At 72.6% G+C, this 23,694-nt stretch carries 23 protein-coding genes; 11 read left to right on the top strand and 12 right to left on the bottom strand.

What is annotated here, in order from left to right; translation table 11 throughout:
* Positions 1 to 25: 25 nt before the first annotated feature.
* The 3 genes from ACGF5T_RS21820 to ACGF5T_RS21810 are packed head-to-tail and all read right to left on the bottom strand — an operon-like array spanning position 26 to position 3,394.
* Positions 26 to 775, bottom strand: coding sequence for a succinate dehydrogenase/fumarate reductase iron-sulfur subunit (locus tag ACGF5T_RS21820; protein ID WP_356605303.1), 750 nt, complete (start codon positions 773 to 775; stop codon positions 26 to 28).
* Positions 772 to 2,721 (bottom strand): fumarate reductase/succinate dehydrogenase flavoprotein subunit, encoded by a 1,950-nt coding sequence (locus tag ACGF5T_RS21815; protein ID WP_366766953.1) that lies wholly within the window; start codon positions 2,719 to 2,721, stop codon positions 772 to 774. Before ACGF5T_RS21815 ends, ACGF5T_RS21820 begins: the two co-directional genes overlap by 4 nt.
* A 1-nt stretch (position 2,722) precedes the next feature.
* The gene (locus ACGF5T_RS21810) at positions 2,723 to 3,394 is read right to left on the bottom strand and encodes a succinate dehydrogenase (protein ID WP_356605503.1); all 672 of its coding nucleotides are present in this window, start codon (positions 3,392 to 3,394) and stop codon (positions 2,723 to 2,725) included.
* A gap of 131 nt (positions 3,395 to 3,525) precedes the next feature.
* Here ACGF5T_RS21810 and ACGF5T_RS21805 point away from each other — a divergent pair, with 131 nt between their 5' ends.
* A complete protein-coding gene (locus ACGF5T_RS21805; protein ID WP_356605307.1) occupies positions 3,526 to 4,410 on the top strand; it encodes a LysR substrate-binding domain-containing protein in 885 nt (294 codons plus the stop codon).
* A 148-nt stretch (positions 4,411 to 4,558) separates the two neighbouring features.
* Here the strand turns inward: ACGF5T_RS21805 and rmdA are convergent, their stop codons facing one another.
* The 3 genes from rmdA to ACGF5T_RS21790 form a co-directional block, all read right to left on the bottom strand.
* Complete coding sequence (gene rmdA / locus ACGF5T_RS21800; protein ID WP_356605309.1) at positions 4,559 to 6,703, bottom strand: cyclic Di-GMP phosphodiesterase RmdA; 2,145 nt, start codon at positions 6,701 to 6,703, stop codon at positions 4,559 to 4,561.
* The gene (locus ACGF5T_RS21795) at positions 6,700 to 7,512 is read right to left on the bottom strand and encodes an SAM-dependent methyltransferase (RefSeq protein WP_356605311.1); all 813 of its coding nucleotides are present in this window, start codon (positions 7,510 to 7,512) and stop codon (positions 6,700 to 6,702) included. The genes rmdA and ACGF5T_RS21795 overlap by 4 nt, the downstream gene beginning before the upstream one ends.
* A 260-nt stretch (positions 7,513 to 7,772) precedes the next feature.
* Positions 7,773 to 8,720: an SCO0930 family lipoprotein gene (locus ACGF5T_RS21790; RefSeq protein WP_356605505.1), complete on the bottom strand. Its 948-nt coding sequence runs from the start codon at positions 8,718 to 8,720 to the stop codon at positions 7,773 to 7,775.
* A gap of 767 nt (positions 8,721 to 9,487) precedes the next feature.
* Between ACGF5T_RS21790 and ACGF5T_RS21785 the strand changes: the two genes are divergently transcribed.
* The 3 genes from ACGF5T_RS21785 to ACGF5T_RS21775 all read left to right on the top strand — a co-directional run bounded on the left by ACGF5T_RS21785 (position 9,488) and on the right by ACGF5T_RS21775 (position 11,187).
* Complete coding sequence (locus ACGF5T_RS21785) at positions 9,488 to 9,619, top strand: hypothetical protein (RefSeq protein WP_356605313.1); 132 nt, start codon at positions 9,488 to 9,490, stop codon at positions 9,617 to 9,619.
* A 15-nt stretch (positions 9,620 to 9,634) separates the two neighbouring features.
* Positions 9,635 to 10,399 (top strand): DUF4239 domain-containing protein, encoded by a 765-nt coding sequence (locus ACGF5T_RS21780; RefSeq protein ID WP_356605315.1) that lies wholly within the window; start codon positions 9,635 to 9,637, stop codon positions 10,397 to 10,399.
* Positions 10,400 to 10,659: 260 nt separating this feature from the next.
* A complete protein-coding gene (locus ACGF5T_RS21775; protein WP_356605317.1) occupies positions 10,660 to 11,187 on the top strand; it encodes a hypothetical protein in 528 nt (175 codons plus the stop codon).
* A gap of 189 nt (positions 11,188 to 11,376) precedes the next feature.
* Here ACGF5T_RS21775 and ACGF5T_RS21770 read toward each other — a convergent pair whose 3' ends face one another.
* On the bottom strand, positions 11,377 to 11,871 hold the full coding sequence (locus ACGF5T_RS21770; RefSeq protein ID WP_356605319.1) for a hypothetical protein: 495 nt from the start codon (positions 11,869 to 11,871) through the stop codon (positions 11,377 to 11,379).
* Between the two features lie 329 nt (positions 11,872 to 12,200).
* On the opposite strand from ACGF5T_RS21770, the gene ACGF5T_RS21765 reads away from it, so the two are divergent.
* Positions 12,201 to 12,866, top strand: coding sequence for a class F sortase (locus tag ACGF5T_RS21765; protein ID WP_356605321.1), 666 nt, complete (start codon positions 12,201 to 12,203; stop codon positions 12,864 to 12,866).
* Positions 12,867 to 12,896: 30 nt separating this feature from the next.
* On the opposite strand, the gene ACGF5T_RS21760 is transcribed toward ACGF5T_RS21765, so the two are convergent.
* Positions 12,897 to 13,733 (bottom strand): polysaccharide deacetylase family protein, encoded by an 837-nt coding sequence (locus ACGF5T_RS21760; RefSeq protein ID WP_366766954.1) that lies wholly within the window; start codon positions 13,731 to 13,733, stop codon positions 12,897 to 12,899.
* Positions 13,734 to 13,843: 110 nt separating this feature from the next.
* Between ACGF5T_RS21760 and ACGF5T_RS21755 the strand changes: the two genes are divergently transcribed.
* Together ACGF5T_RS21755 and ACGF5T_RS21750 are read left to right on the top strand one after the other, a co-directional pair.
* The gene (locus ACGF5T_RS21755) at positions 13,844 to 14,305 is read left to right on the top strand and encodes a universal stress protein (protein WP_366766955.1); all 462 of its coding nucleotides are present in this window, start codon (positions 13,844 to 13,846) and stop codon (positions 14,303 to 14,305) included.
* A gap of 103 nt (positions 14,306 to 14,408) precedes the next feature.
* Positions 14,409 to 15,821, top strand: a complete 1,413-nt coding sequence (locus ACGF5T_RS21750; protein ID WP_356605327.1) for an amino acid permease — start codon at positions 14,409 to 14,411, stop codon at positions 15,819 to 15,821.
* Here the strand turns inward: ACGF5T_RS21750 and ACGF5T_RS21745 are convergent.
* A complete protein-coding gene (locus ACGF5T_RS21745; protein ID WP_356605329.1) occupies positions 15,818 to 16,648 on the bottom strand; it encodes an alpha/beta hydrolase in 831 nt (276 codons plus the stop codon). The genes ACGF5T_RS21750 and ACGF5T_RS21745 overlap by 4 nt on opposite strands.
* A gap of 49 nt (positions 16,649 to 16,697) precedes the next feature.
* Between ACGF5T_RS21745 and ACGF5T_RS21740 the strand changes: the two genes are divergently transcribed.
* The gene (locus tag ACGF5T_RS21740) at positions 16,698 to 17,180 is read left to right on the top strand and encodes a MarR family winged helix-turn-helix transcriptional regulator (protein WP_392888926.1); all 483 of its coding nucleotides are present in this window, start codon (positions 16,698 to 16,700) and stop codon (positions 17,178 to 17,180) included.
* Between the two features lies 1 nt (position 17,181).
* Here ACGF5T_RS21740 and ACGF5T_RS21735 read toward each other — a convergent pair whose 3' ends face one another.
* A complete protein-coding gene (locus ACGF5T_RS21735) occupies positions 17,182 to 18,336 on the bottom strand; it encodes a CapA family protein (protein ID WP_356605331.1) in 1,155 nt (384 codons plus the stop codon).
* A 232-nt stretch (positions 18,337 to 18,568) separates the two neighbouring features.
* Here ACGF5T_RS21735 and ACGF5T_RS21730 point away from each other — a divergent pair, with 232 nt between their 5' ends.
* The 3 genes from ACGF5T_RS21730 (at position 18,569) to ACGF5T_RS21720 (ending at position 20,600) form a co-directional block, all read left to right on the top strand.
* The gene (locus tag ACGF5T_RS21730; protein ID WP_356605333.1) at positions 18,569 to 19,123 is read left to right on the top strand and encodes a sigma-70 family RNA polymerase sigma factor; all 555 of its coding nucleotides are present in this window, start codon (positions 18,569 to 18,571) and stop codon (positions 19,121 to 19,123) included.
* Positions 19,124 to 19,264: 141 nt separating this feature from the next.
* A complete protein-coding gene (locus ACGF5T_RS21725) occupies positions 19,265 to 19,777 on the top strand; it encodes a hypothetical protein (RefSeq protein ID WP_356605335.1) in 513 nt (170 codons plus the stop codon).
* A 172-nt stretch (positions 19,778 to 19,949) separates the two neighbouring features.
* Complete coding sequence (locus ACGF5T_RS21720) at positions 19,950 to 20,600, top strand: zf-HC2 domain-containing protein (RefSeq protein ID WP_356605337.1); 651 nt, start codon at positions 19,950 to 19,952, stop codon at positions 20,598 to 20,600.
* Between the two features lie 20 nt (positions 20,601 to 20,620).
* On the opposite strand, the gene ACGF5T_RS21715 is transcribed toward ACGF5T_RS21720, so the two are convergent.
* Together ACGF5T_RS21715 and ACGF5T_RS21710 are read right to left on the bottom strand one after the other, a co-directional pair.
* Complete coding sequence (locus ACGF5T_RS21715) at positions 20,621 to 21,484, bottom strand: DNA-formamidopyrimidine glycosylase family protein (RefSeq protein ID WP_366766956.1); 864 nt, start codon at positions 21,482 to 21,484, stop codon at positions 20,621 to 20,623.
* A 41-nt stretch (positions 21,485 to 21,525) separates the two neighbouring features.
* Positions 21,526 to 23,616: a SpoIIE family protein phosphatase gene (locus ACGF5T_RS21710; RefSeq protein WP_356605341.1), complete on the bottom strand. Its 2,091-nt coding sequence runs from the start codon at positions 23,614 to 23,616 to the stop codon at positions 21,526 to 21,528.
* Between the last annotated feature and the right edge of the window lie 78 nt (positions 23,617 to 23,694).

Below are 23,694 nucleotides of genomic sequence, written 5' to 3'. Positions count from 1 at the left end.
CACCTGTCGGCGAACGTTCTCGGGGCTAGCGCCTCGCCGCCTTGCGCGTGGCGCGCAGCCACTCCTTGTTCATGCTGGTGATGGACATCAGCGGGATGCCCTTGGGGCACGCCGTCGCGCACTCGCCGGCCAGCGTGCAGCCGCCGAAGCCCTCGTCGTCCATCTGCGCCACCATGTCCAGCACCCGGGTCTCCCGCTCGGGCGCGCCCTGCGGCAGGACGTTCAGATGGTTCACCTTCGCGGAGGTGAACAGCATTGCCGCTCCGTTGGGGCAGGCCGCGACGCACGCCCCGCAGCCGATGCACTCGGCGTGCTCGAAGGCGAAGTCGGCGTCCGGCTTCGGAACCGGTGCGGCGTGGGCCTCCGGCGCGGCGCCGGTCGGGGCGGTGATGTAGCCGCCGGCCTGGATGATGCGGTCGAAGGCCGAGCGGTCGACGACCAGGTCCTTCACGACCGGGAAGGCCGCGGCCCGCCAGGGCTCGATGTCGATGGTGTCGCCGTCCTGGAAGGACCGCATGTGCAGCTGGCAGGTGGTGGTGCGCTCGGGGCCGTGGGCGTCGCCGTTGATGACCAGCGAGCAGGCGCCGCAGATGCCCTCGCGGCAGTCGTGGTCGAAGGCGACGGGGTCCTCGCCCCTGAGGATGAGTTCCTCGTTGAGGGTGTCGAGCATCTCCAGGAAGGACATGTCCCGGCTGATGCCGTCCACCTCGTACGTGGACATCGCGCCGTCGGCGCCGGCGTTCTTCTGCCGCCAGACGCGCAGGGTGAGCTTCATGCGTAGCTCCGCTGGGTGGGGTGGACGTACTCGAAGACCAGGTCTTCCTTGTGCAGGGTGGGAGCCTCGCCGGTGCCGGTGAACTCCCAGGCGGCGGCGTAGCCGAACTCGTCGTCCCTGCGGGCCGCCTCGCCGTCGGGGGTCTGGGACTCCTCGCGGAAGTGGCCGCCGCAGGACTCGGCGCGGTGCAGCGCGTCGAGGCACATCAGCTCGGCGAGTTCCAGGTAGTCGACGATGCGGTTGGCCTTCTCCAGCGACTGGTTGAACTCCTCGCCGGTGCCGGGGACCTTGATGCGCCGCCAGAACTCCTCGCGGACCTGCGGGATGCGCTCCAGTGCCTTGCGCAGGCCGGAGTCGGTGCGGGCCATGCCGCAGAACTCCCACATCAGCTCGCCGAGTTCGCGGTGGAAGGAGTCCGGGGTGCGGTCGCCGTCGACGGAGAGCAGCACGTGCAGCCGGTCCTCGGTCTCGGCCAGCACCTCCTGGACCACGGGGTGGGTGTCGTCGACCTCGTCCCGGTGCGGGTTGCGGGCGAGGTAGTCGTTGATGGTGGCCGGCAGGACGAAGTAGCCGTCGGCCAGGCCCTGCATCAGCGCCGAGGCGCCGAGCCGGTTGGCCCCGTGGTCGGAGAAGTTCGCCTCCCCGACGGCGAACAGGCCGGGGACGGTGGTCTGGAGGTCGTAGTCGACCCACAGTCCGCCCATCGTGTAGTGCACGGCGGGGTAGATCCGCATCGGCACCCGGTACGGGTCCTCGTCGGTGATCCGCTGGTACATGTCGAAGAGGTTGCCGTACTTGGCCTCGACCGCCTCGCGGCCCATCCGCGCGATGGCGTCGGCGAAGTCCAGGTACACGCCCTGGCCGCCGGGCCCCACTCCCCTGCCCTCGTCGCATACGTTCTTCGCGGCGCGGGAGGCGATGTCGCGGGGCACCAGGTTGCCGAAGGACGGGTAGATGCGCTCCAGGTAGTAGTCGCGCTCGTCCTCGGGGATCTCGTTCGGCGGCCGGTCGTCGCCCTTGGCCTTGGGTACCCAGATCCGGCCGTCGTTGCGCAGCGACTCGCTCATCAGGGTCAGCTTGGACTGGTGGTCGCCGGTGCGCGGGATGCAGGTCGGGTGGATCTGCGTGAAGCAGGGGTTGGCGAAGTACGCGCCGCGCCGGTGCGCCCGCCACACGGCGGTCGCGTTGGAGTTCATGGCGTTGGTGGAGAGGTAGAAGACGTTGCCGTAGCCGCCGCTCGCCAGGACCACCGCGTCCGCGTAGTACGTGTCGATCCTCCCGGTGATCAGGTCCCGGGCGACGATGCCGCGCGCCCGCCCGTCCACGACGATCAGGTCGAGCATCTCGGTGCGCGGGTGCATCTCGACGTTGCCGGCCGCGATCTGCCGGCTGAGCGCCTGGTAGGCGCCGAGCAGCAGCTGCTGGCCCGTCTGCCCGCGAGCGTAGAAGGTGCGGGAGACCTGGACGCCGCCGAAGGAGCGGGTGTCGAGGAGGCCGCCGTACTCGCGGGCGAAGGGCACGCCCTGCGCCACGCACTGGTCGATGATCTCCACGGAGATCTGCGCGAGGCGGTGCACGTTGGACTCGCGGGAGCGGAAGTCGCCGCCCTTGACGGTGTCGTAGAACAGCCGGTGGACCGAGTCGCCGTCGTTGCGGTAGTTCTTCGCGGCGTTGATGCCGCCCTGCGCGGCGATGGAGTGGGCGCGGCGCGGCGAGTCCTGGTAGCAGAACTGGACGACGCGGTAGCCCTGTTCGGCGAGGGTCGCGCCGGCCGAGCCGCCCGCCAGGCCGGTGCCGACGACGATGACCGTCTGCTTGCGCCGGTTGGCGGGGTTGACCAGTCTGGCCTCGAAGCGGCGGGTGTCCCAGCGCTCGTTGACGGGCCCGGCCGGGGCCTTGGTGTCGGCGACCGGCTCACCGGTCGTGTAGTCGGCGTAGGTCGTCATTTCAGCTCACCACTCCGGTCATGACGCCCACGGGGACGGCGACGAAGCCGACCGTGAGCAGCAGCGCGAGGACGTTCGCGGTCGTCTTCAGGACCCGGTCGCGGGTGCGGCTGCCGGCGCCGAGGGTCTGGGCGGCGCTCCAGAAGCCGTGCCGGACGTGCAGGCCGACGGCGAGCACCGCGACGATGTAGATGAGGTTGCCGTACCAGGTGGAGAAGGTGTCCACGACGTTCTGGTAGGGCTTGCCGGTCTCGAAGCCGCCGGAGTGCACGGTGCCGGTGGTCAGGTCCAGGATGTGCCAGACGATGAACAGGGCGAGGATGATCCCGCCCCAGCGCATGGTGCGCGTCGCGTAGCTCGCCCGCTTCTTCCTGTGCACGTACTTGCTGGGCCGCGCCTTGATGTCGCGGCGGCTGAGCTGGTACGCGGAGACGGCGTGGGCGACGACGGCGACGACCAGCACGACGCGGACCAGCCAGAGCGTCCACTCGTAGTGCATGAACGGCTCGCCGACCGTGCGCAGCCAGTGGGCGTAGTGGTTGAACTCCTCGGTCCCGAAGAAGATCTTCAGGTTTCCGATCATGTGGACGACCAGGTAGAGCAGCATGACGAGACCGCTGACCGCCATCACTGTCTTCTTGCCGACGGTCGAGTCCCACACGGTGCGCGCCATGGACGGCCGTCGGTCCGTCCGCGTTGCCAGAGCCATGTCACAGGACGCTACGGGGCCGGGGGCCCATCGGTCCAAGACATGGTCCGCCTCGTTTCCATAGGCTCTCGCTATGAGGGTCGTATGCTCGCGGTATGCAGCTGCACCAGCTCCGGTACTTCGTGGCGGTCGCCGAGACCCGGCACTTCACCCGGGCCGCGGAGGTCGTCCACGTGGCCCAGCCCTCGCTGTCCCAGCAGATCAAGGCGCTGGAGCGGGAGCTGGGCGCCGACCTGTTCCTGCGGGCGCGGGGCAACATCACCCTGACCGACGCCGGGGAGGCGCTGCTGCCGCTGGCCCGGCGCATCCTGGCCGACGCGGACACCGCCCGGCACGAGGTCCTCGAACTGGTGCAGCTGCGGCGCGGCCGGGTGCGGCTGGGCGCCACCCCGAGCCTGTGCACCGGGCTGCTGCCGGACGTGCTGCGCGCCTTCCACGACCGGTATCCCGGCATCCAGCTGATGATCGAGGAGGGCGGCTCGCACGACCTGGTCCGGCAGCTCGCGCGCGGCGCGCTCGACCTGGCTCTGGTGGTGCTCCCGCTGCCCACCGCGTCGCCTTCGCTGACCACGGTGGAACTGCTCCGGGAGGACCTGGTGGTGGTGTCCTCGCCGGAGTCGCCCCGACCGGGCGGCGGGCGGCGGGCGGTGCGCGTCGCCGACCTGGAGGGCGAGCGCCTGGTGATGTTCCGGCACGGCTACGACCTGCGGGAGCTGACCGTGGCGGCGTGCCGCGCGGAGGGTTTCGAGCCGGACTTCGCGGTCGAGGGCGGGGAGATGGACGCGGTACTGGGGTTCGTACGGGCGGGCCTCGGGATGGCGGTGGTCCCGCGGATGGTGGCGGCGCGGTCCGGGCGCGGGCTGCGGGTGACCCCGCTGGTCCGGCCCGGTCTGCACCGGACCATCGCCCTGGCCCACCGCAGCGACGTGGCTCCGCCGAGGGCGGCGCGGGAGCTGCAGCGGATGCTGCTGGAGCGGTGAGCCGCGGTCCGCGGACCGGCCGGGCGCGGCCGGCACAGGCCCGCTCCGCATCGACCGCGACCCTGGTCCGCACGGCCGCGGCGGCCGCGGCCGCCGTCCGGGACGGTGCCCGGCACGGCGCGCGGGCCGTCCCGCAGCCGGACTCCCGTCAGCCCGTGGCGTCCACCAGGGCCAGTTCGTGCAGGCGCTCCGGGGGGCCCGGACGGGCGTAGTACCAGCCCTGGGCCGTGTCGCAGCCGAGTATGCGCAGCTGCTCGGCCTGGGCGCCGGTCTCCACGCCCTCCACGGTGACCGCGAGGTCCAGGCTGTGGGCCAGGGCGACGATGCCCTCGACGATCTTGAGGTCGACGGGGTCGGCCGGGAAGCGCTGCATGCTCTGGGTGAAGGAGCGGTCCAGCTTGAGCACGCTCACCGGCAGCCGGCGCAGGTTGGCGAGGTTGGAGTAGCCGGTGCCGAAGTCGTCCAGGGCGATGTCCACGCCCATCTCGGCCAGTCGGCGCAGCGGCTTGAGCAGGTCGTCGTCCGCGCCGATCAGCGCCGACTCGGTCACCTCCAGGCAGAGCGCGTCGGGCGCGACCCCGGCCCGCTCCAGGATGTCCACGGTGTCCTGCACCAGCCGGGGGTGGGTGAGCTGGCAGGGCGAGAGGTTGACGTTGATGCGCAGCGGGCCGGCGGCGGTGCTCTCGCCGTACCGCTCCCGCCAGACGCGGGCCTGCCGCACGGACTGCTCCAGCACCCAGCGGCCCAGCGGCACGATCAGCCCGGTGTGCTCTGCGAGCGGGATGAAGCGGTCCGGGCCGAGGACACCGTGCTGCGGGTGCAGCCACCGCACCAGCGCCTCGGCGCCGTGCACACTGCCGTCGCCGAGGTGCACCAGGGGCTGGTACTCGATGAAGAACTCGCCCCGCTCCAGGGCCGCCGGCAGCGCGGTCGTCAGGCCGTGCCGGGTGATGACGCGGGCGTCGGCCTCCGGGTCGGCCAGCTCGTAGCGGTTGCCGCCCGCCGACTTGGCCCGGTACATGGTGATGTCGGCGCTGCGCAGCACCTCCGCCGGACTGCGTTCCCCCGCCGGGCCCTCGACGATGCCGATGCTGCCGCGGACCGTGAGTTCGCGGCCGTCGACGCTGATCGGGGCGAGCAGCGCGTTCATGATCCGGCCGGCCAGTTCGTCGACCTCGCGCGGGGTGTCCGGGCCGGTGGTCAGCGCCACGAACTCGTCGCCGCCGAGCCGGGCGACCATCTCGCCGGGTGCGGTGGCGCAGGACTGGAGGCGGTCGGCGACCTCCACGAGGAGCCGGTCGCCGGCCGCGTGGCCGAGACTGTCGTTGACCGTCTTGAAGCCGTCGAGGTCCAGGTAGCACAGGCCGTACCGCTGGCCCGGCCCAGCGTTCAGTGCCTTCTCCAGGCGTTCGAAGAAGAAACTGCGGTTGGGCAGGCCGGTGAGCGCGTCGTGGGTGGCCTCGTAGCGCAGCCGCAGATTGAGCAGCCGGCGCTCGGTGGTGTCCTCCATCAGCGCCAGCTGGTACTGCGGGCTGCCGTCGGCGTCGCGCAGCAGGGAGACGGTGAGGTTCGTCCACAGGACGGTGCCGTCGGGCCGGTAGAAGGCCTTCTCCAGGTGGTAGGCCTCGCGTTCGCCGCGCACCAGCTCGTCGTAGAGCCGCCAGGTCTGGGGCGCGTCGTCGGGGTGCGACCACTCCCGGACGTTGCGGCCGCGCAGCGTCGGGGCGGCCACGCCGAACATGCGCATCAACGCCCCGTTGACCTGGAGGACGTTGCCGTCGAGGTCGGCGATGCAGATGCCTATGGCGGCACCTTCGAAGACCGCGCGGAAGCGGGCCTCGCTGGCGTGCAGCGCCTCGGCCACCACGCCCTGCGCCCGGAGGGCGGCCTGCGCGATGGCCTCCTGCTCGGCCAGGGTCCTGGCGCGCAGCGACCCGGCGAACCCGGCCGCCATGGCGTGCTGGAGCCGGGCCGAACGGGCCCGCAGGTGCTCGGGGTCGCCGTCCTCGCCGCAGTAGAGCACGAGGTAGGCGTCGATGCAGTCCAGCGTCCGGGCGAGCGCCTCCGGGTCGGTGCAGTGCGCGTCGACGAGCGCGGCGCCGACCGCCCTGGCGTCCTCGGCCTCGAAGCTCCGCGCCCGCAGCACCTCGCTCAGCCGACGGGCCAGCGGCAGCAGTTGCTCCTCGAACTCGGGGCGGGTCGACGACGTCGAGGTCACCGGGAAGACGGCGCGGCTCCAGATCGTCGCGAACCGGCGCAGTCTGTCCTCCGCCCCGTCCGGCTCCGCGCTCACGCCGTACGTCCCACGCCGGCGAAACCGGAGAACGCGTACGGGTCCTCGTCCTCCGGCGCCCCCTCGGGCCGCCAGCGCGGCATCGGAACCAGTCCGGGTTCCACCATGTCGTACCCCTCGAAGAACCGCGCGATCTCGTCGCGCGAACGCATGATCAGCGGATTGCGGATGTCCTTGTACACGCCCACCGCACCCCCGGCCCGCTCGGCGGGCAGCGGGATCCCCTCGTACGAGGCGTGCGTGAGGACGAGCAGGCTGCCCGGCGCGAGCGCCCGGCTCAGGTCGGCCACCGCCGCACAGGGGTCGTCCGCGTCTTCCACGAAGTGCAGTATGGCAAGCAGCAGTAGAGCCACCGGCCGATTCAGGTCGATCAGGCGCTCCACCCGGGGGTCGGCGAGGATGTCCCGGGGCTTGAGGAGGTCGCCGCCCACGACGTCCGCGTGGTCGTCGCCCGCCAGGACGGCCTCGCTGTGCGCGACCGCCACCGGGTCGTGGTCGACGTACACCACGCGCGCGCCGGGCCGGGCGGCCCGGGCCACCTCGTGGACGGCGCCGAAGGCGGGGATGCCGGAGCCGATGTCCAGGAACTGGTCGATGCCCTCGCCGGCGGCGAAGCGCACGGCCCGGCGCATGAACGCCCGGTTCGCCTGCATGATCTTGGGCAGTCCCGGCATGAACTCCATGGCCTTGCGCGCCGCTTCCCGGTCGACCTCGAAGTTGTGCGAACCGCCCAGGTAGAAGTCGTGGATGCGGGACACGCTGGGCACCGTGATGTCGATGCTGCGAGGGGCCCAGGCGGGACGCTCCATCTAGCTCTCCAAGGCAGTGGCGATCCGGTGTTCGAGCAGAGGCTACTGATCGCCCGCCGACTGGGCGAGCCCAACCGGAAATTGACCATCCGTTACCGGTCACTGCCTGCGGCACGTGCCGTGCGCCGCCCGCGTCGCGGCGGACCGCGCCACGCCGGGGCGCACGAACAGGGCGGCGCACGAACAGGACCGTCCCCTCCGCCTGGGTGCGGAGGGGACGGCCCGCTGTCGCGCGCCGGAGGCCGGCGGACGCGAGGTCGCTACTTCTTGGGCGCGCCGACCGGCTTTCCGTCGGGCGAGACGGCGTACCACGTGCCGCCGACGCCCTGACCGTTGGTGTCGCCGGCCTTCTTGTCGCCGGCGAACGTGTAGATCGGCCAGCAGTCGACCGTCTGCTGCTCGGCGCCGTCGGGCCGGGTGAAGGTCATCAGGTCCTTCTTCACGACGCCCTCCGTATCGCCCGGCTCCACCGGCGCCACGACCGGCCACTTCTCCAGGCAGGCGCCGGTGCACGCCGAGACCGGCTTCGGCCAGGCCTCGTCCTTCATGAAGCGGTAGACGGTCATACCGTTCTTGTCGACGACGATCTCGCCGAGCTTCGGGTCCTCACGCGTCGACAGGGCCGCCGACTCGGCCGCCTGGGCCTTCTTGCCGTCGGCGGCGAGCGCGTACCACTTGCCGCCCACGCCCTGGCCCTTGACGTCGCCGGCGGCGGTGTCCTTGGCGTAGCGGTACGCCGGCCAGCCGCCGATGGTCAGCTGCTTGGTGCCGTCGGCCCGGGTGACCTCGCCGAGCAGCGCCTTGTCGATGCCCTCGCCGGCGAGGGCATCGTCGGCGGCCACGGGCGGCCAGGCGGTGGCGCAGTCGTTCTCGCAGGTCGTCTTGGGCGGCTTGGCGGTGTCCGCGTCGAAGCGGTAGAGGGTGCGTCCCGCGCCGTCGGTCACCAGTTCGCCGATCTCGGCGTTCGTGGAGACGGACAGCTTGCCCGCGGGCTCCGCCGCGCTCGCCGACGCCTGCGCGCCGTTCGCGCCGGTGCCCAGTCCCTCGCCGGCACCGGCCCCGATGTCGCCGACGTCGCCGGGCGCCGCGGTGGCGCCCACGTTCTGGCTGCCGGTGGTGGTGCCGCCGTCCTGGCCGCACGCCGTCGTCAGCGCCAGCACCGCCGCGGCGCTCACCACGAGTGAGGCGCTCCGCCAGGAGGTCTTCATCGTCAATCCCCGATCGTCACGAAGGTGTTGGGACGGCAGCCGCGCCGCCGCACGACACTGGGTACGCACGGGGGAGCCGGTTGTGTTCAACGCGGCGCGCCTTTTTCTTCTCGGCGGTGGACGCTCCCGCACTCCGGACCCCTGCCCGTACGCAAGTTCGAGCCCGGCCGCGGGCGGGTGTGCGCCGGTCAAACCCGCGACCGCTCCGTGTCCCTCCTTCGGACCAATCGTCCGGTGATCGCGTGTGGCGGGGCCCGCCAGGCTCCATGATCTGCGTCGTGCATGGACCCGAACCGTCCCGATCCGTCCCTTCCGGACGGGTGTTGGCCCTGGTGACACTGACGTTCACACTCGTCGGCGCACCGATCGGCCCGGCGCAGGCGGACGCCTGCGCGTATGCGTCCACCGGACCGGGTGGCACGCACGCGGTGGCAGTCGCCGGGAGCGACACCTGGCCCGGCTTCCCGCCGTGCCCCGAGCCGACTCCGACACCCACCCCCACGCCTACGCCCACACCCACGCCGACACCGACACCTCCGCCGCCGAAGCCCCCTCCCCCACCGCCTCCCGCCCCGGAGCCTCCCAGGAAACCGCCGGCGCCGAGGCCCGAGGCGCCTCCCGCACCCCCTCCGCGACCGGCACCGAAGCCGCCCGCGCCCACGCCCACGCCGACTCCGACACCCAGCCCCACACCGGCGCCGGCCCGTCCCGCGGCTCCCGCGCCCGCCCCGTCGGCGACGCCCGCGCCCCGACCGTCGCTGAGCCCGGTGCACTACCCGCGCTACCGCGCCGCCCGGCCCCAGCAGCGGACCTCCCGCGGGACCACGTCACCGCTCGTCTTCGTCCTGCTCATCACGGTGCCCGCGGTGGTCGCCGTCGCCGCGCTCCGAGCGCGCTGATCCCTGGAGCCCCCTTTGCCGGAATGGCTTGTTCTCACCCTCGCGATGCTGGCCGCCTGTGCCGTGGTGGTCATCATCACCCTCGTACGGCACCGCCGGGCCTCCGACGACGAGGACATCACCGAGACCCCGGACGTCATCGAGTACATGACGATGTGGATCGGTGTGGTGTACGCCATCGTCCTGGGTCTGGCCATCGCGGGTGTCTGGGAGGCGCGCAGCGCGGCCCAGGACCACGTGCAGACGGAGGCGGTGGCGCTGCACGAGATCTCGGAACGCGTCCGGGTCTATCCGCCCGACGTCCGTGACCGCATCCGGGAGGATGTCAACGCCTATGTCGGACACGTCGTGTCCACCGAGTGGAAGACCATGGCCGACCGCGGCGAGATGACCGGGCGGGGTGCCGAACTGCTCGACCGCGTCCGCGCCGACGTCACGGACTACGAGCCGAAGTCGGACTTCGAGGCGCAGGCGTACCAGCCGCTCGTCGACCAGGTGACCGCCGCGGACCAGGCCCGCATCGCCCGGGCGGAGTCGATGGGGGCGACCATGCCGGGCGTGGTGTGGTTCGGGCTCATCACGGGAGGCGTCGTCACGGTCGGCATGGTCTTCGCCCTCCAGATCCGGCGTACACCCCGCGAGTTGATCCTCGCCGGACTGTTCTCGGCGCTCATCGCGTTCCTGCTCTTCCTGATCTGGGACTTCGACGCACCGTTCAGCCGTGGCGTAGCGGCGTCCACGGACCCCTTCGTCAATCTCTTCCCCGGGGCCGGGGACTGAGGGGCGCCCCCTCGGCGCCCCCTCGGCGGGCCCCTCGCGCCCGCACGCGACCGCGCCCCTCGGCAGCCCCGGCACGGGGTCCCGCCGGGGGGCGTCCGACACTCCGGCCCCGTCCCCCGACCGGCCCACACGCGTACCCCGTTCGCCCTACAGAGATCGCGCCGGGGTCTCCGCCTTCCTAGCGTTCCGACCATCGAGGTGCACTCCAGGCACGTGCGGAACAGGTCCGCCGCCGCTCCTCGGGGACCGGAGGATTCACCATGCGCGCGATACCCGTCGCCTCGGTCGCACTGCTGGGCGCCGCCGCCCTCTCGGGCTGCGTACCGGCCGGGGCGGCCGTGGGCGGCAGCTCGACGTTCGGCTTCACCGTCAGTCCCGCCACCGTGGCACCGGGCGGCGAGGTCACGGTGGGGGTGGGCCGGGGTGCCGGCGGGTGCCACGGACGCGTCACGGTCGAGGCGCCGGTGTTCGACACGGTCACCATCCCGCGGCACGAGTCGTCGGCGACCGCACGGGTCGACCGGGACGCCCGACGCGGAGCGGTCTACCAGGTGACGTTCGCGTGTGACGGCAGGACCGGCACCGTGGACCTGACCATCGCGGGCGGCCACTCCCACCACCCCTCCGGAGAGTCCGGCCACCCCGACAAGGGCGTGCACGCCGGCGAGGGGGGCAGTGTCGCCGGGTTCGACGTGCGGGAGATCGGGCTCGGCCTCGCCCTCGTCGCCGGTTCGGCCGGCGCCGCGTACCACCTCTGGCGGCGCCGTACCGGCGAGGACGGCGTCTGACCCTCGCCTGTGCGCGGCGCGCTCGCACGGCTTCGCCCCGGACCCGCGACGGTCCGGGGCGAAGCCGTGTGCGTGCGCCGCGCGAGCGTGCACCGCGCGATACGGAAGGTGGGACACCGGCGCGGTCCGCAGGGACCGGACGGGACCGCCCCCCGAAGGCGGAGCCCGTCCGTCACGGCCGGGACCCGGTCAGATCCGCCGCTCGGCCCTGCGACGCATCCAGAACAGGCCACCGCCGGCGACGGCCGCGGCCACCAGCCCGCCGCCGATCGCGATGTCGGTCGGCGTCGCCCCGCTGGAGCTGCTGCCGCCGATGCCACCGCGGACACCGCCGATGACGGTGAAGGCGGCCGGCCGTGTGAGCCGCCGCCCCGAGCAGTTGACGGTGATGTCGTACGAACCCGGCCGGGCGTCCTGCCTGATGGTGGCGGTACCCCTGGACGTCTCGTTGGCACCCCGGACCGGCGTCAGGTGGGTCGTCCGGAACGCGTCCGAGGTCATGGTGCCGCCCTGCGGGCAGCCGTCGACCGTCACGGTCATCTGGCCGCCGCGGGCGATCACGCTGGGCAGGGCGACGATGTTGCTCGGCTGGTGGTGGTCGCCGCCGGCGGTGGCCGTGGGGGCGGCCAGCCCGAGGACAGCGACCGCGGCGCCGGCTGCCGCGAGGGCACGAGTGTTGCGCATGTGATCCTCCGCGGAAGACGCCCCGGGACCCGTCCCCGGTCGATCGGCGAGAAAGCGCCTCCCAGAAAGACCCTCAGTTGCCGTGCGCGGGGCCGCATTTCGGGAATGGTCCGTCCTGGTGAGGGGCGTGCCGGGCCGGAGCCGTGCGACCGGATATCGCCGCAGGTCACGGACCGTCAGAAATTTCCCGCCGGACCGTCCCGGATGGCTCACGCCAGGGCGGGCCACCACCCGTTCGCCGCGGCCCCGTCGCCGGTCGGACGCGCTCCGCTTAGCGTGCTCGTATGCGCGGACGACCGGGCGACGGCCGGGTCGAGAGGGGATGGCCAATGGATGCGTCCGAATGGGCCGAAGAGGAGGAGCGGCGGAGGAAACGCGCTCCCTGGGGCGTGATAGCGCTGGTCCTGCTGACCGGGCTCGCGCTCATCCGCAACGGTTCGGGGGAGTTCGACCAGGGCCCGCCGCAGCCGGCCTCGGCCGCGGCCTCGGACAGCCGCGTCGCGCCGGGTGAGGGCGCCGCCCCGGGTGTCGCCCCGCTCGCCTACTCGGTACCGGACCAGGTCACCATCGGCGCCATCCAGGTGGACGCGCCGATCATGCCGGTCGGTCTCGACGCGGACGGCTGGGTCGACGCGCCGCCGGCCGAGGACCCGAACCTGGCCGGCTGGTTCACCGGCGCGGTCTCCCCCGGCGAGAAGGGCACCGCCGTGGTCGTCGGCCATGTCGACAACCAGCAGGGGCCCGCCGTCTTCTACGGGCTCGGTGCGCTCAAGAAGGGCAACACGGTGGAGGTGCGCCGTCAGGACGGGAAGACGGCGGTCTTCGAGATCTACGGCATCGAGGTCTTCGAGAAGGACGACTTCCCCGGCGACCGGGTCTACGCCTCCAAGGGCGGCCCGGAACTGCGGGTCATCACCTGCGGCGGCGGGTTCTCGAAGCAGAACGGATACGAGGGGAACGTCGTCGCCTTCGCCCGCATGACCGGGGTCCGCTGAGCGGGCCCCGGCCGGGGGGCGCGACGGGCGTCAGGCGTACCGGCGCCGGGGGACGGTGAGGCGGTAGCCGGAGTCCAGCAGCTCGGGCAGATAGGAGCGCAGGGCCCGGACGGTCTGCGAGCGGTCGCCCCCGGCGTCGTGCGAGAGCACCACGACGCCGGGGGCGGCGCCGTCCTCCACCCGTTCGACGATGGTGCCGGTGCCGGGGGTGGTCCAGTCGAGGGTGTCCACGGTCCAGGCGAGCGGTTCCATGCCGAGTTCGGCACCGAGCTGGAAGGCGGCGCGGTTCCACGCCCCGTACGGCGCCCGGAACCAGCGGGGCGGCTCGCCGCAGGCCCGTTCGACGACCTCGCTCGTGCGCTCCATCTCGGAGCGGATGCGCCGCCGCGTGAGGCGGGTCAGCAGGGGGTGGGACCAGGTGTGGTTGCCGACGACGTGTCCCTCGTCGGCCATCCGGGAGAGCAGGCCACGGTGGTGGTCCGCCATCTCCCCGCACACGAAGAACGTCGCGCGCACGTCGTACTTGGCCAGGGTGTCGAGGATGTCCGGGGTGTAGCGGGGGTCGGGCCCGTCGTCGAAGGTGAGCATCATGGTGCGGCCGAGGCCCGAGACCCGCAGGATCGGCTCGCTGCGCACCGGTGGCCGCCGCGGCGCGGCGCGGGGTGCGCCGTATCCGGTCAGGGGCTGCAGGCGGTAGGCGGAGGAGGGGAGCGGGCGGCGGACCGCGGGGCCCGGGGCGGGGGCGACCGGCCGGGCCGGTCCGTCCCCCGTGCCCACCGCGAGCGCGCCGGCGGTGCCGGCCGCGCCCACGGCCGCGGCGCCGGCGAGCAGTGCGCGGCGTCGTGTGAGCAAGTGATCCTTCTTCATGACTCATCAGTCGCCCGGTCGCGGACCGGCGCACCGGAGAAACACCGGCGTGGCGGCACGAGACCACCCGCACGGCCGAGGACCGTGGGTGACTCCGATAGCCTCACCGCGTGACGGAACAGCACTCCCACCAGTTCGAACGGGGCACGGACGGGCCGAAGGTCATCGTCGCCGGCGTGGACGGCTCCGACTCCTCGCTGCGGGCCGCCGCCTACGCCGGCGGTCTGGCCCGGCGGCAGCACGCGCTGCTCGCCGTGGTGTACGTGCAGCCGATGCTGGCGGCGGGCGCCTCGCTCGGGGCTCCGGTGGCGGAGACGACCGACGAGATCGCCGAGGACCTGGTGGCGCAGATCCGGGACGCGACCGAGCGGGTCAAGGGGATATTCGACCTCCGCTGGGAGTTCCACACCTTCCGGGGCGATCCCTACAACGGCCTGGTCAAGGCGGCCGACGAGCTGAAGGCCGACGCCGTCGTCGTGGGCGCCTCCGAGCAGGCGGGGCACCGGATCGTCGGTTCCGTCGCGGTGCGGCTGGTGAAGGCGGGGCGCTGGCCCGTGACGGTGGTGCCGTAGCGGCCGTCCGGGGCGGTGCGTGCGTCGCGGCTTCCGTAGCGGGCGGGTGTGGGTCATCATGATCCACCGTCAGCCGTTTGCCGTTCACAAAGAGGTGAGGCGCATGGCCGGGTTCCGTATGGGCGAGGGCGTTCTCCGCCGCAAACCCATCGAGCGCATCGAGGACACGGAGGGCGGGGAGGGCGGTGGCCTGCAGCGGACGCTGGGGCTGTGGCAGCTGACCGCGATCGGCGTGGGCGGCATCATCGGGGCGGGCATCTTCACCCTGGCCGGTACGGTCGCCAACGGCACGGCGGGGCCGGCGGTCCTCATCTCCTTCCTCATCGCGGGCGTCGCGAGCGCGGCGGCGGCGCTGTCGTACGCCGAGTTCGCCGGACTGATCCCGAAGGCGGGCTCCGCCTACACCTACGGATACGCGGTCCTCGGCGAACTGGTGGGCTGGTTCATCGGCTGGGACCTGCTGCTGGAGTACACGGCCATCGTGGCGGTGGTCGCGATCGGCATCTCCGGCTACTTCAGCTTCCTGGTCGGCGAACTGGGTGCCGACCTGCCGAACTGGATGCTGGGCGCGCCCGGCACCGGCGACGGCCACAAGGTCGACCTCTTCGCGGCGGTGCTGTGCCTGCTGATCGCGTACCTGCTGACGCTCGGCATCAAGAACGCGGCCCGCTTCGAGATGGTCGTGGTCGTCCTGAAGGTGCTGGTGGTGCTGCTGGTGATCGCGGTCGGCGTCTTCCACATCAGCACCGCGAACTACGAACCGTTCTTCCCCTTCGGGGTCGGCGGAGCCTTCACCGGGGCGGCGACGGTCTTCTTCGCGGTCTTCGGCTACGACGCCATGTCGACGGCGGCCGAGGAGTCCAAGGACGCCCAGCGGCACATGCCGAAGGCGATCATCTACTCGCTGGTCATCTCGATGGTGCTGTACGTGGCGGCCTGCCTGGTGCTGACCGGCATGCAGGACTACAAGGACATCGACCCGGAGAGCGGATTCTCCACGGCGTTCAAGTCGGTGGGGCTGAGCGGCCTGGCCGACGTCATCGCGGTGGGCGCCATCATCGGCATCCTCACGGTGATGTTCACCTTCATGCTCGGCGTGACCCGGGTGTGGTTCTCCATGTCCCGGGACGGGCTGCTGCCCAAGTGGTTCGCGAAGACGCACCCGACGCGGCACGTGCCGACCCGGGTCACCTGGATCGTCGGGGTGGCGTCGGCCGCGATCGCCGGGTTCCTGCCGATCGGCGAGGCGGCCGAGCTGACCAACATCGGCATCCTGCTGGCGTTCGTGGTGGTGTGCGCGGCGGTGATCGTGCTGCGCTACCGGCAGCCGGACCTGCCGCGCACGTTCCGGACGCCGTGGATGCCGGTGGTGCCGGCCCTGGGGATCGTCTTCTCGATCTGGCTGATCACCTTCCTGCAGTGGCAGACCTGGGCGCGGTTCGCGGTGTGGCTGCTGCTCGGACTGGTCATCTACTTCGGCTACTCGTACCGCAAGTCGGAGCTGGCGCGCCGTTAGCCGCCGACGGGCGGCAGTCCGCGGAGGAAGTCGAGGAGGATCTCGTCGAAGGCCTCGGGCCGCTCCATGTTGGGGTAGTGCGCGGCGCCCTCGACGGTGGCGGAGCGGCCCTCCGGGACCGTGCGGGCGAGCCGTTCCGCCTCGGCGATCAGGTCGGCGGCGTCCAGTGAGCCGTTGACGGTGAGCACCGGGACGTCGATCTTCGGGACGCGGGCCCAGGTGCCGGTCAGGGGCACGTGGTGGTTCTCCTCGTCCGGGGTGTGTTTGGCGAGGGTGCCGGAGGCCATCTCCCGCAGCCGGCGCAGGACGGCCGGGTCGACGTCGTCGAGGTCGCGGTGCTCCCCGGGGACGAAGCGCAGGAACGCCGTGAGCCAGCCCTCGACGTCACCCGCTGCCAGTGCGCGGGCCTGGTCGGCCTGCACCTGCCGCACCCACGGGTCGGTGTACGCGAACTCGCTGGTGGCCGCGCCGCATGCCACCACCGCGCGGACCAGCTCCGGGTACTCCAGCACCGTGTCGGTGGCGATGGCACCGCCCATCGACACGCCGACGAGCACCGCGGGGCCCGCGTCGAGGTGGCGCAGCAGGGCGGCGAGGTCGTCGGCCCAGCGGAACGGCCGGGTCGCGTTGGCCGAGGAGCCGTGACCGCGGACGTCGGGGGCGACGACCCGGTGGCCGGTCGCCAGGACCGGGATCTGGGCGTCGAAGACACGGTGGTCGGTGAAGCCGGGGTGGAGCAGGACGACGAGGTCGCCGGCCCCGGTGTCGCGGTAGGCCAGGTCACCGTCGGGGGAGGCGAAGAAGCGCAGGTCCGAAGCAGCCATCATGACAACCAAGGTGTCATGAGGGCGGGAGATTGGCAACCAGGGTGTCATGATGGAGAACGTGAAGGACATCGACGACCCCCTCCCTCCGGACGCCCTCGCCCGGCGCCTCACCGAGGTGTACGACCTGGTCGGCCCCCTCTACCGGCGCGCGCAGCGCAGCGTCGAGCAGGGCCTGGCGGCGGACGGCCTGTCGGTAGGCGTCCGCGCCGTGCTGACCCTGCTGCACCGGGGCGGGCCGATGACCGTGCCGCAGATGGCCCGGGCCCAGGCGATCAGCCGTCAGTTCGTGCAGCGGATGGTCAACGAGGCGGCGGCGCAGGACCTGGTGGAGAGCGTCCCCAACCCCGCGCACCGGCGGTCCTCACTGATCCGGCCCACCGACCGGGGGCGGCAGACCATCACCGCCGTCCTGGACCGGGAGCACCGGATACTGCGCCAGGTCGGCGGTGGTCTCACCGACGCGGACATCGGGACGTGCCTGCGGGTGCTCGGGGCGATGGTGACCGCTCTGGACCATGTGGACGAGGACTGAGCTACTCCCCCATCACCAGCCCGTCCTCGGCCGCGCCCCGGCTGAGCACGACGTCGCGGATGCGGTCGCGCACGGCCCGTACCTCGGCGCCCTTCTCCAGCGCGCGGTTGAGGTTCACCACCCGGCCGGCGTCGACGTCGAAGAGCTGCGGGACGAACTCGGCCTTGGTCACCCGCCAGCGTTCACCGGAGCGGGCGGGCGGGGCGAAGGTGAAGCGGCCGATGGTCGACTGGTTGCCGCGCGGGTCGCGCTCTCCGTCGCCATTGATCATCTCGCCCGCGATCTGGTCGCCCATCCCGTAGATCACCCAGGTGCCGTTGACCTTCTCGTACGCCTGCGGGACATGGGCGTGGGTGCCGAGGATCAGGTCGATGTCGGGGCGTTCGCCGCTGCGGGCGGCGGTCAGGTTCTCGGCCAGGGTCAGCTGGTCCTGGTCGGGCTCGTCCTGCCATTCGGTGCCCCAGTGCAGGGACACGGCGACGATGTCCGCGCCCGCCGCACGCGCGGCCCGGGCGTCCGCGACGATCTGCTCCTCGTCGATCATGCCGACCGCCCAGGGCTGTCCGTCGGGCACGGGGTGGCCGTTGGTGTGGAGGGTGTAGGCGAGGTGGGCGACCTCGGCCCGCCCCGCACGCAGAACCGTCACGGTGCGCGCCTCGGCCTCAGTGCGCGCGGTTCCGGCGTGCCGCACGCCGGCGCGGTCCAGCGCGTCGAGGGTGCGGCGGATGCCGTCGGCGCCGTCGTCGACGCTGTGGTTCGAGGCGGTGGAGCAGCCGTCGTAGCCGGTGGCGGCGAGGGCCTCGGCCACCTCGGGCGGGGACTTGAAGAGGGGGTAGCCGCTGTAGTCGCCGTGCGCGCCGTACACGGTCTCCATGTGGCACAGGGCGAGGCCGGCGCGCGAGACGACGGGCTTGGCGCCCGCGAGCATGGGGCGGAAGTCGTAGCCGGTGCCGCCCGCGTCGAAGCGGGCCCGCTCGATGATCGAGTCGTGGGGCAGTACGTCGCCGGAGGCGACCAGGGTGAAGACGCCGGTGTCCGCCGCGGACGGGGCCGGGGCCGGTCGTCGCGGCGGCTCGTGGTCGCGGGCCTGGCAGGCCGCGCCCACGGTGAGGAGGGCGGTCAGGGCCAGGGCCACCTGCCGACTGCGTGTGATCATCCGTTCGCTCCGCTGGGGTCGCACACACCGATGATTAGTCACATTTACCTACGAACAGGAAATGAGGTGCGCGCTGCCCCGTGCGGCTCCGACACGCTCATTAGCCCGTCCGGTGTGCGCGAACGGGGTGCCCCGACCGTTCGTCGAACCGTTCGTCGACGCGATCGACCGTCCGTCGCACATCCGTGCGCGCGCCCTGTCCCCCGACGACGCCCTGCGATGCCATACGGCCATGACGGCCGGAATCACCCTGAGGGACAGGACGCACGGAACGACCGCCGAGCACGAGCTCGCCGCACTGCAGCGCGAGCACGGCCGGCCCCTGTTCGCGCTGCTGCTGCGGCTCAGTGACGGCGACCGGCAGCGCGCGGAGGACCTGGTGCAGGAGACCCTGGTCCGCGCCTGGCAGCACCCCGAGGCGCTGCGCGCCGACGACTTCGACTCCGTACGGCCCTGGCTGCTCACGGTGGCGCGGCGCCTGGCCATCGACGCGCGCCGGGCCCGGCAGGCGCGGCCCCCGGAGGTCGGCGACGCCGTGCTGGAGAACGCGCGGGTCTGCGCCGACCACGCCGAACGGGCCGCCGCGGCCCTGGACGTGCGCGAGGCTGTGAAGACACTCACTCCGGAGCACCGTGAAGTCCTGGTGCTGGTGTACTTCCAGGGGGCGAGTGTGGCGGAAGCCGCGGCAGCCCTCGGCATCCCGCCCGGTACCGTGAAGTCCCGCGCGTACTACGCGTTGCGCGCCCTGCGCAGGGTGCTACCGGGATACGCCGCCGACCTGCGGTGAAACCGACCTTTTGGTCAAGCCTCCGTAAAGCGCCTTGCCGTGGACCCCGGTTGAGTAATCGGCTGTCCTCATCCGTGTTCCGGACGGGGGCCCATGACCCGGGTCGGGCGACGCGCACGCACCGGAGGAAGGCAGGAAGGGATGCCGCACAGAGGCAGAGAGAGCACGGACGGCCCCGCCGGGGGCGAACTGGCCGTCCCCATGGCGTGGTTGTACGCCGAGTACATCGCCGACGAGCTGCTGCGGACCGGCGACCTGATGCCGCCCACGTCCTTCGAGTTCCGCGCCGGGCGCGACGCGCTGGCGCTGACCGTCTTCCTGTCCGACACGGAGGACGAGCTCAGCGGCATCCGCGTCATCACCCGGTTGGAGACGTGGCTGTCACTGACCGCCTACGACCAGCCCTGGCACGCGTGGGTGCGGGAGCGACTGGCCGAGGTCACGGCCGACGCGGTCGCCGCCGGCCGGCACTCCCCGGACCTGGAACTCGCCCGGGCCGCCTGGCGCTGGCTCCAGGACACCGAGCTGCTCGCCCCCGACCTGAACGCGGTGCCGGGCGGGGCGGTCGCCGGGGAGGACGAGGGGCCGAAGGTGTGGACGCCGGCCTGGCAGCTGGGCCTGCCGCTCGGCCACCTCGCCATCCACCTCTTCTAGGCGTCGCGACCCGCCCACCGATTTCCTTCGGGCGGCGACCAATCCACGGGCCGTTCCGCTCCGAATCCCTTGGTCTCGATTCTGTCCGGGCCTTGAATGAATCGGCGGTGCGGTGCGTACGGGTGGGAGCAAGGAGTAACCCCACCCGCACCCAACGGTACGAGGATTCGGCATGAGGTCCCTGGAGAGGCATCGCGACGTCGGCGCCTACGCGCTCGGCGTGCTGGACGAGGCGGAAGCGTTCCGCTTCGAGGACCACCTCATGGAGTGCCCCCGGTGCGCGGCGCAGGTGACCGAGTTCGGTCCGGCCACCCGTCAGCTGATGCTGTACCGGCAGGCGACACCACGGTTCGTCACTCCGGTGACCCGGCCCGGACCGCGGCTGCTGGACCGCCTGGTGTCCGAGGTGGCCGCCCGCCGCCGGACCGTCCGCAGGCGGGTGCTGTACGCCGTGGCCGCGGCGCTGGTGTGCGCCGTGGCCGGTCCCGGGGTGGCGCTCTACGCGAGCCGGGCCGACGCGGCGGTACGGCTCACCGCGACCGACGAGCGGTCCGGGGTGTGGGCGCGGATCACCACCGAGGACGAGGCCTGGGGCACCGGGGTGCGGCTCGAGGTCAGGGACGGGGCGGGCCCGCGCTCCTGCCGCCTGATCGCCGTCGGCCGTGACGGCACGGAGCAGACGGTCACCAGCTGGAACGCCACCGGGCACGGCGCCGGGCCGAGCACCATGCGCGGCGGAGCCGCGCTGCACCCGGACCAGATCGCCCGCTACGAGGTGCGCACCGCGGACGGGGAACGCCTCGTGACCCTCGCCGCCGGCTGAGCGGGGACACGCCGGCCGCCCTACTTGAGCAGCCGGGACAGCCTCCGGTCCGCCAGCGGCTTGCCGCCGGTCTGGCAGGTCGGGCAGTACTGGAGCGAGGAGTCGCTGAAGGAGACCTCCCGGACCGTGTCGCCGCACACCGGACACGGCTCGCCGGTGCGGCCGTGCACCCGCAGCCCGCTCCTCTTCTCGGCCTTCAGCCGGCCGGCCGCGACGCCCCGGGACCGCTCGACCGCCTCGGTGAGCGTGGCGCGCAGCGCCTCGTACAGCTGTGCGGTCTCCGCGTCGGTGAGGGAGGCGGCGAGCTTGAAGGGGGACATCTGCGCGGCGTGCAGGATCTCGTCGCTGTACGCGTTGCCCACCCCCGCGATCAGGCTCTGGTCGCGCAGGGCGCCCTTGAGCTGCCGGCGCTCACCGTCGAGGAGGGCGGCGAAGCGGGCCTCGTCGAAGTCGTCGGCGAGCGGGTCGGGGCCGAGTCGGGCCACCCCCGGCACCTGCTGGGGGTCGGCCGCGACGTACACGGCGAGACGCTTCTGCGTGCCCGCCTCCGTCAGGTCGAACCCGGCCCCGGTGTCCAGGGCGACGCGCAGGGCCAGGGGGCCCTTGCCGGGGCGGGGCGGGCCGGTGGGGAGGCTGTCCTTCCAGTGCAGCCACCCCGCCCGGGCCAGGTGGGTGACCAGATGCGGGCCGCCGGCGGTCTCGACGTCGAGGAACTTGCCGTAACGGTGCACGGCGGCCACCCGGTGGCCCTCCAGGGCGGAGAGCGGAGGGTCGTACGTCTTCAGCACGCTGATCGCCACGGGCAGCACGCGGACGATCTCACGGTCGACGAGGTGCTCGGTCAGGAAGTCCCTGAGCGCCTCGACCTCGGGCAGTTCGGGCATACGTCAAGGGTGCCACCGGGGACCGACAGCGCCAGCGGGACTCAGCCCCGGCGGTGGGAGACGACGAATTCGGACCACACGCACTTGCCGCGCCCGCGGGCCTCCACGCCCCACTGGTCGGCGAGCGTCTCGACCAGGAGCAGTCCTCGTCCGGAGACCCCGGAGTCCCCGGCGTCGCGGCGGCGGGGCAGGGCGCTGGAGGAGTCCTCGACCTCGACCCGCAGCCGGCGGTCCGTCCCGGTGAGCAGCCGCAGGGTGACGATCGCGGAGCCCTCGGTGTGCATGAGGGCGTTGGTGACCAGTTCGTCGGCGACCAGTTCGATCTCGTCGCTCTGCGGGCCGGCACCCCAGGCACGGACGGCGGCGCGGATCATGTGCCGGGCCTCGGTGAGCGCCTCGGGGTCGCCCGGGGACACGTGCTGCTGGAGCCGGCCGAAGGTCCGGGGCGTACCCAGCCCGTGCCGGCGCAGCAGGAGCAGCGCCACGTCGTCGTCGCCGCGGCGCTCCTCGGCCACGTCGATGAGCCGGTCGGCCAGGTCCCGGACGTCCTGCGGACCGGAGGCCACCAGCGCCGTGAGGGCCTGTATCCCCTCGTCCACGTCGGCACCGGGCTCCTCGACCAGGCCGTCGGTGCACAGCAGCAGGGTGTGCCCGGGATCCAGCTCGACGGTGGAGACCGGGTAGGCCAGGCGCCCGAACTCGGCGGACAGGCCGAGCGGCAGGCCGCCCTCGACGGGCACCCGGCGGCAGCTGCCGTCGCCCGCGCGCAGCAGCGGGTCGAGGTGCCCGGCGCGGACCACCTGGACCACGCCGGTGGCGAGGTCGGCCTCCGCGTACAGGCAGGTCGCGAAGCGGTCGGTGTCGAGTTCGTGGAGGAAGACCGAGGCCCGCGCCATCACGGTGGCCGGGGGGTGGCCCTCGGCGGCGTAGGCGCGCAGCACGATGCGCAGCTGGCCCATGACGGCGGCGGCGTGCGTGTCGTGCCCCTGGACGTCACCGATGACGGCGCCCACGCGTCCGCCGGGCAGCGGGATCAGGTCGTACCAGTCGCCTCCGATGTCACGGCCGAAGGCGCCGCCGATGGTGGCCGCGCGGTAGCGGACGGCGATGTCGCAGCCGGGCACGCTGGGGATGGTGCGCGGCAGCATGGCCTGCTGGAGGCCCTCGGCGAGGTCCATCTCCTGCTCGTAGAGCATGGCCCGCTGCAGGCTCTGCGCGATGCCGCTGCCGAGCGCGACCAGCACGTTGCGGTCCTCCGGGGAGAAGCCGCGCCGGTCGCTGTAGAGGAGCCCGATCGCGCCGATCGGCCGGGCCTGGGCGATCAGCGGCAGGTAGGCGGCCGCGGTGATGTCCAGGTGGGTGATGTGCTGCCACAGGAGGGGGTAGCGCTCCGCGAACTCCTCCGGCGACTCGATGAAGCGGGGGCTGAGGGTCCGTACGGCTTCGCTCATCGGGTACGGCTCGTCGATCCGGGTGACGCGGGTGCCGGGGGCGAAGCTGTTGTCGGGGCCGTCGGCGACCAGCCGGATGCGGCCGGCCTCGACCAGGCCCATGACGAGGCTGGTGGCGCCGAGGCGGGTGAGGCCGTGGGTGTCGCGCAGGACCTCGATGACGTCGTCCACCGTGCGGGCGTGCGCGAGGGCGGCCGTGGCGAGCTGGACGACGTTGGTGAGCCGCCGGCGGGCCTCGTCCTGCGCGGCCTGCTCGCGGCGGGCCTCGATGTCGCCGACCTCCTGGGTGGCGTCGCGGACGATGCCGATGATGCGGCGGGGGCGGCCGGTGCCGTCGCGGCGGATGTAGCCCTGGGTGCGGGTCCAGCGCAGGGTGCCGTCGCGGGTGCGCAGCCGGAAGTAGGTCCCGTAGTTCTCGCTGCCGTCCTTCATGGCCCGGGCGACGATGGCGTCCAGACGGCTGCCCTCGGCCGCGGGGACGCGGACCGCGAGGGACTCCGGCCGCCCGTCGTACTCGTCCGGGCGCAGATCGAACACCTCGTGGGCCTGGGCGTCCATGTGGAACAGTCCCGTGTCCAGGTCCCAGTCGAAGCTGCCCATGCGGTTGAGCGCCAGGATCGGGTCCGGGTGGGCGGGCCAGTCGTCCGGGAGTGACGAGGCACTCGCTCCCCGATCAACCATGGGCCCCACCTTGCCAGGGTTTGCCCGATTCTTCGACTCCTGTCCGCCGCCCGGGTCGAGGGAGGGCGCCACCCGCCC

Origin of the sequence: Streptomyces sp. NPDC047853 (assembly GCF_043204535.1) — a bacterium.
Taxonomy (GTDB): Bacteria; Actinomycetota; Actinomycetes; order Streptomycetales; family Streptomycetaceae; genus Streptomyces.
The sequence above is the reverse complement of the archived record's forward strand: the minus strand, read 5'-3'. Positions and strand labels throughout refer to the sequence as shown.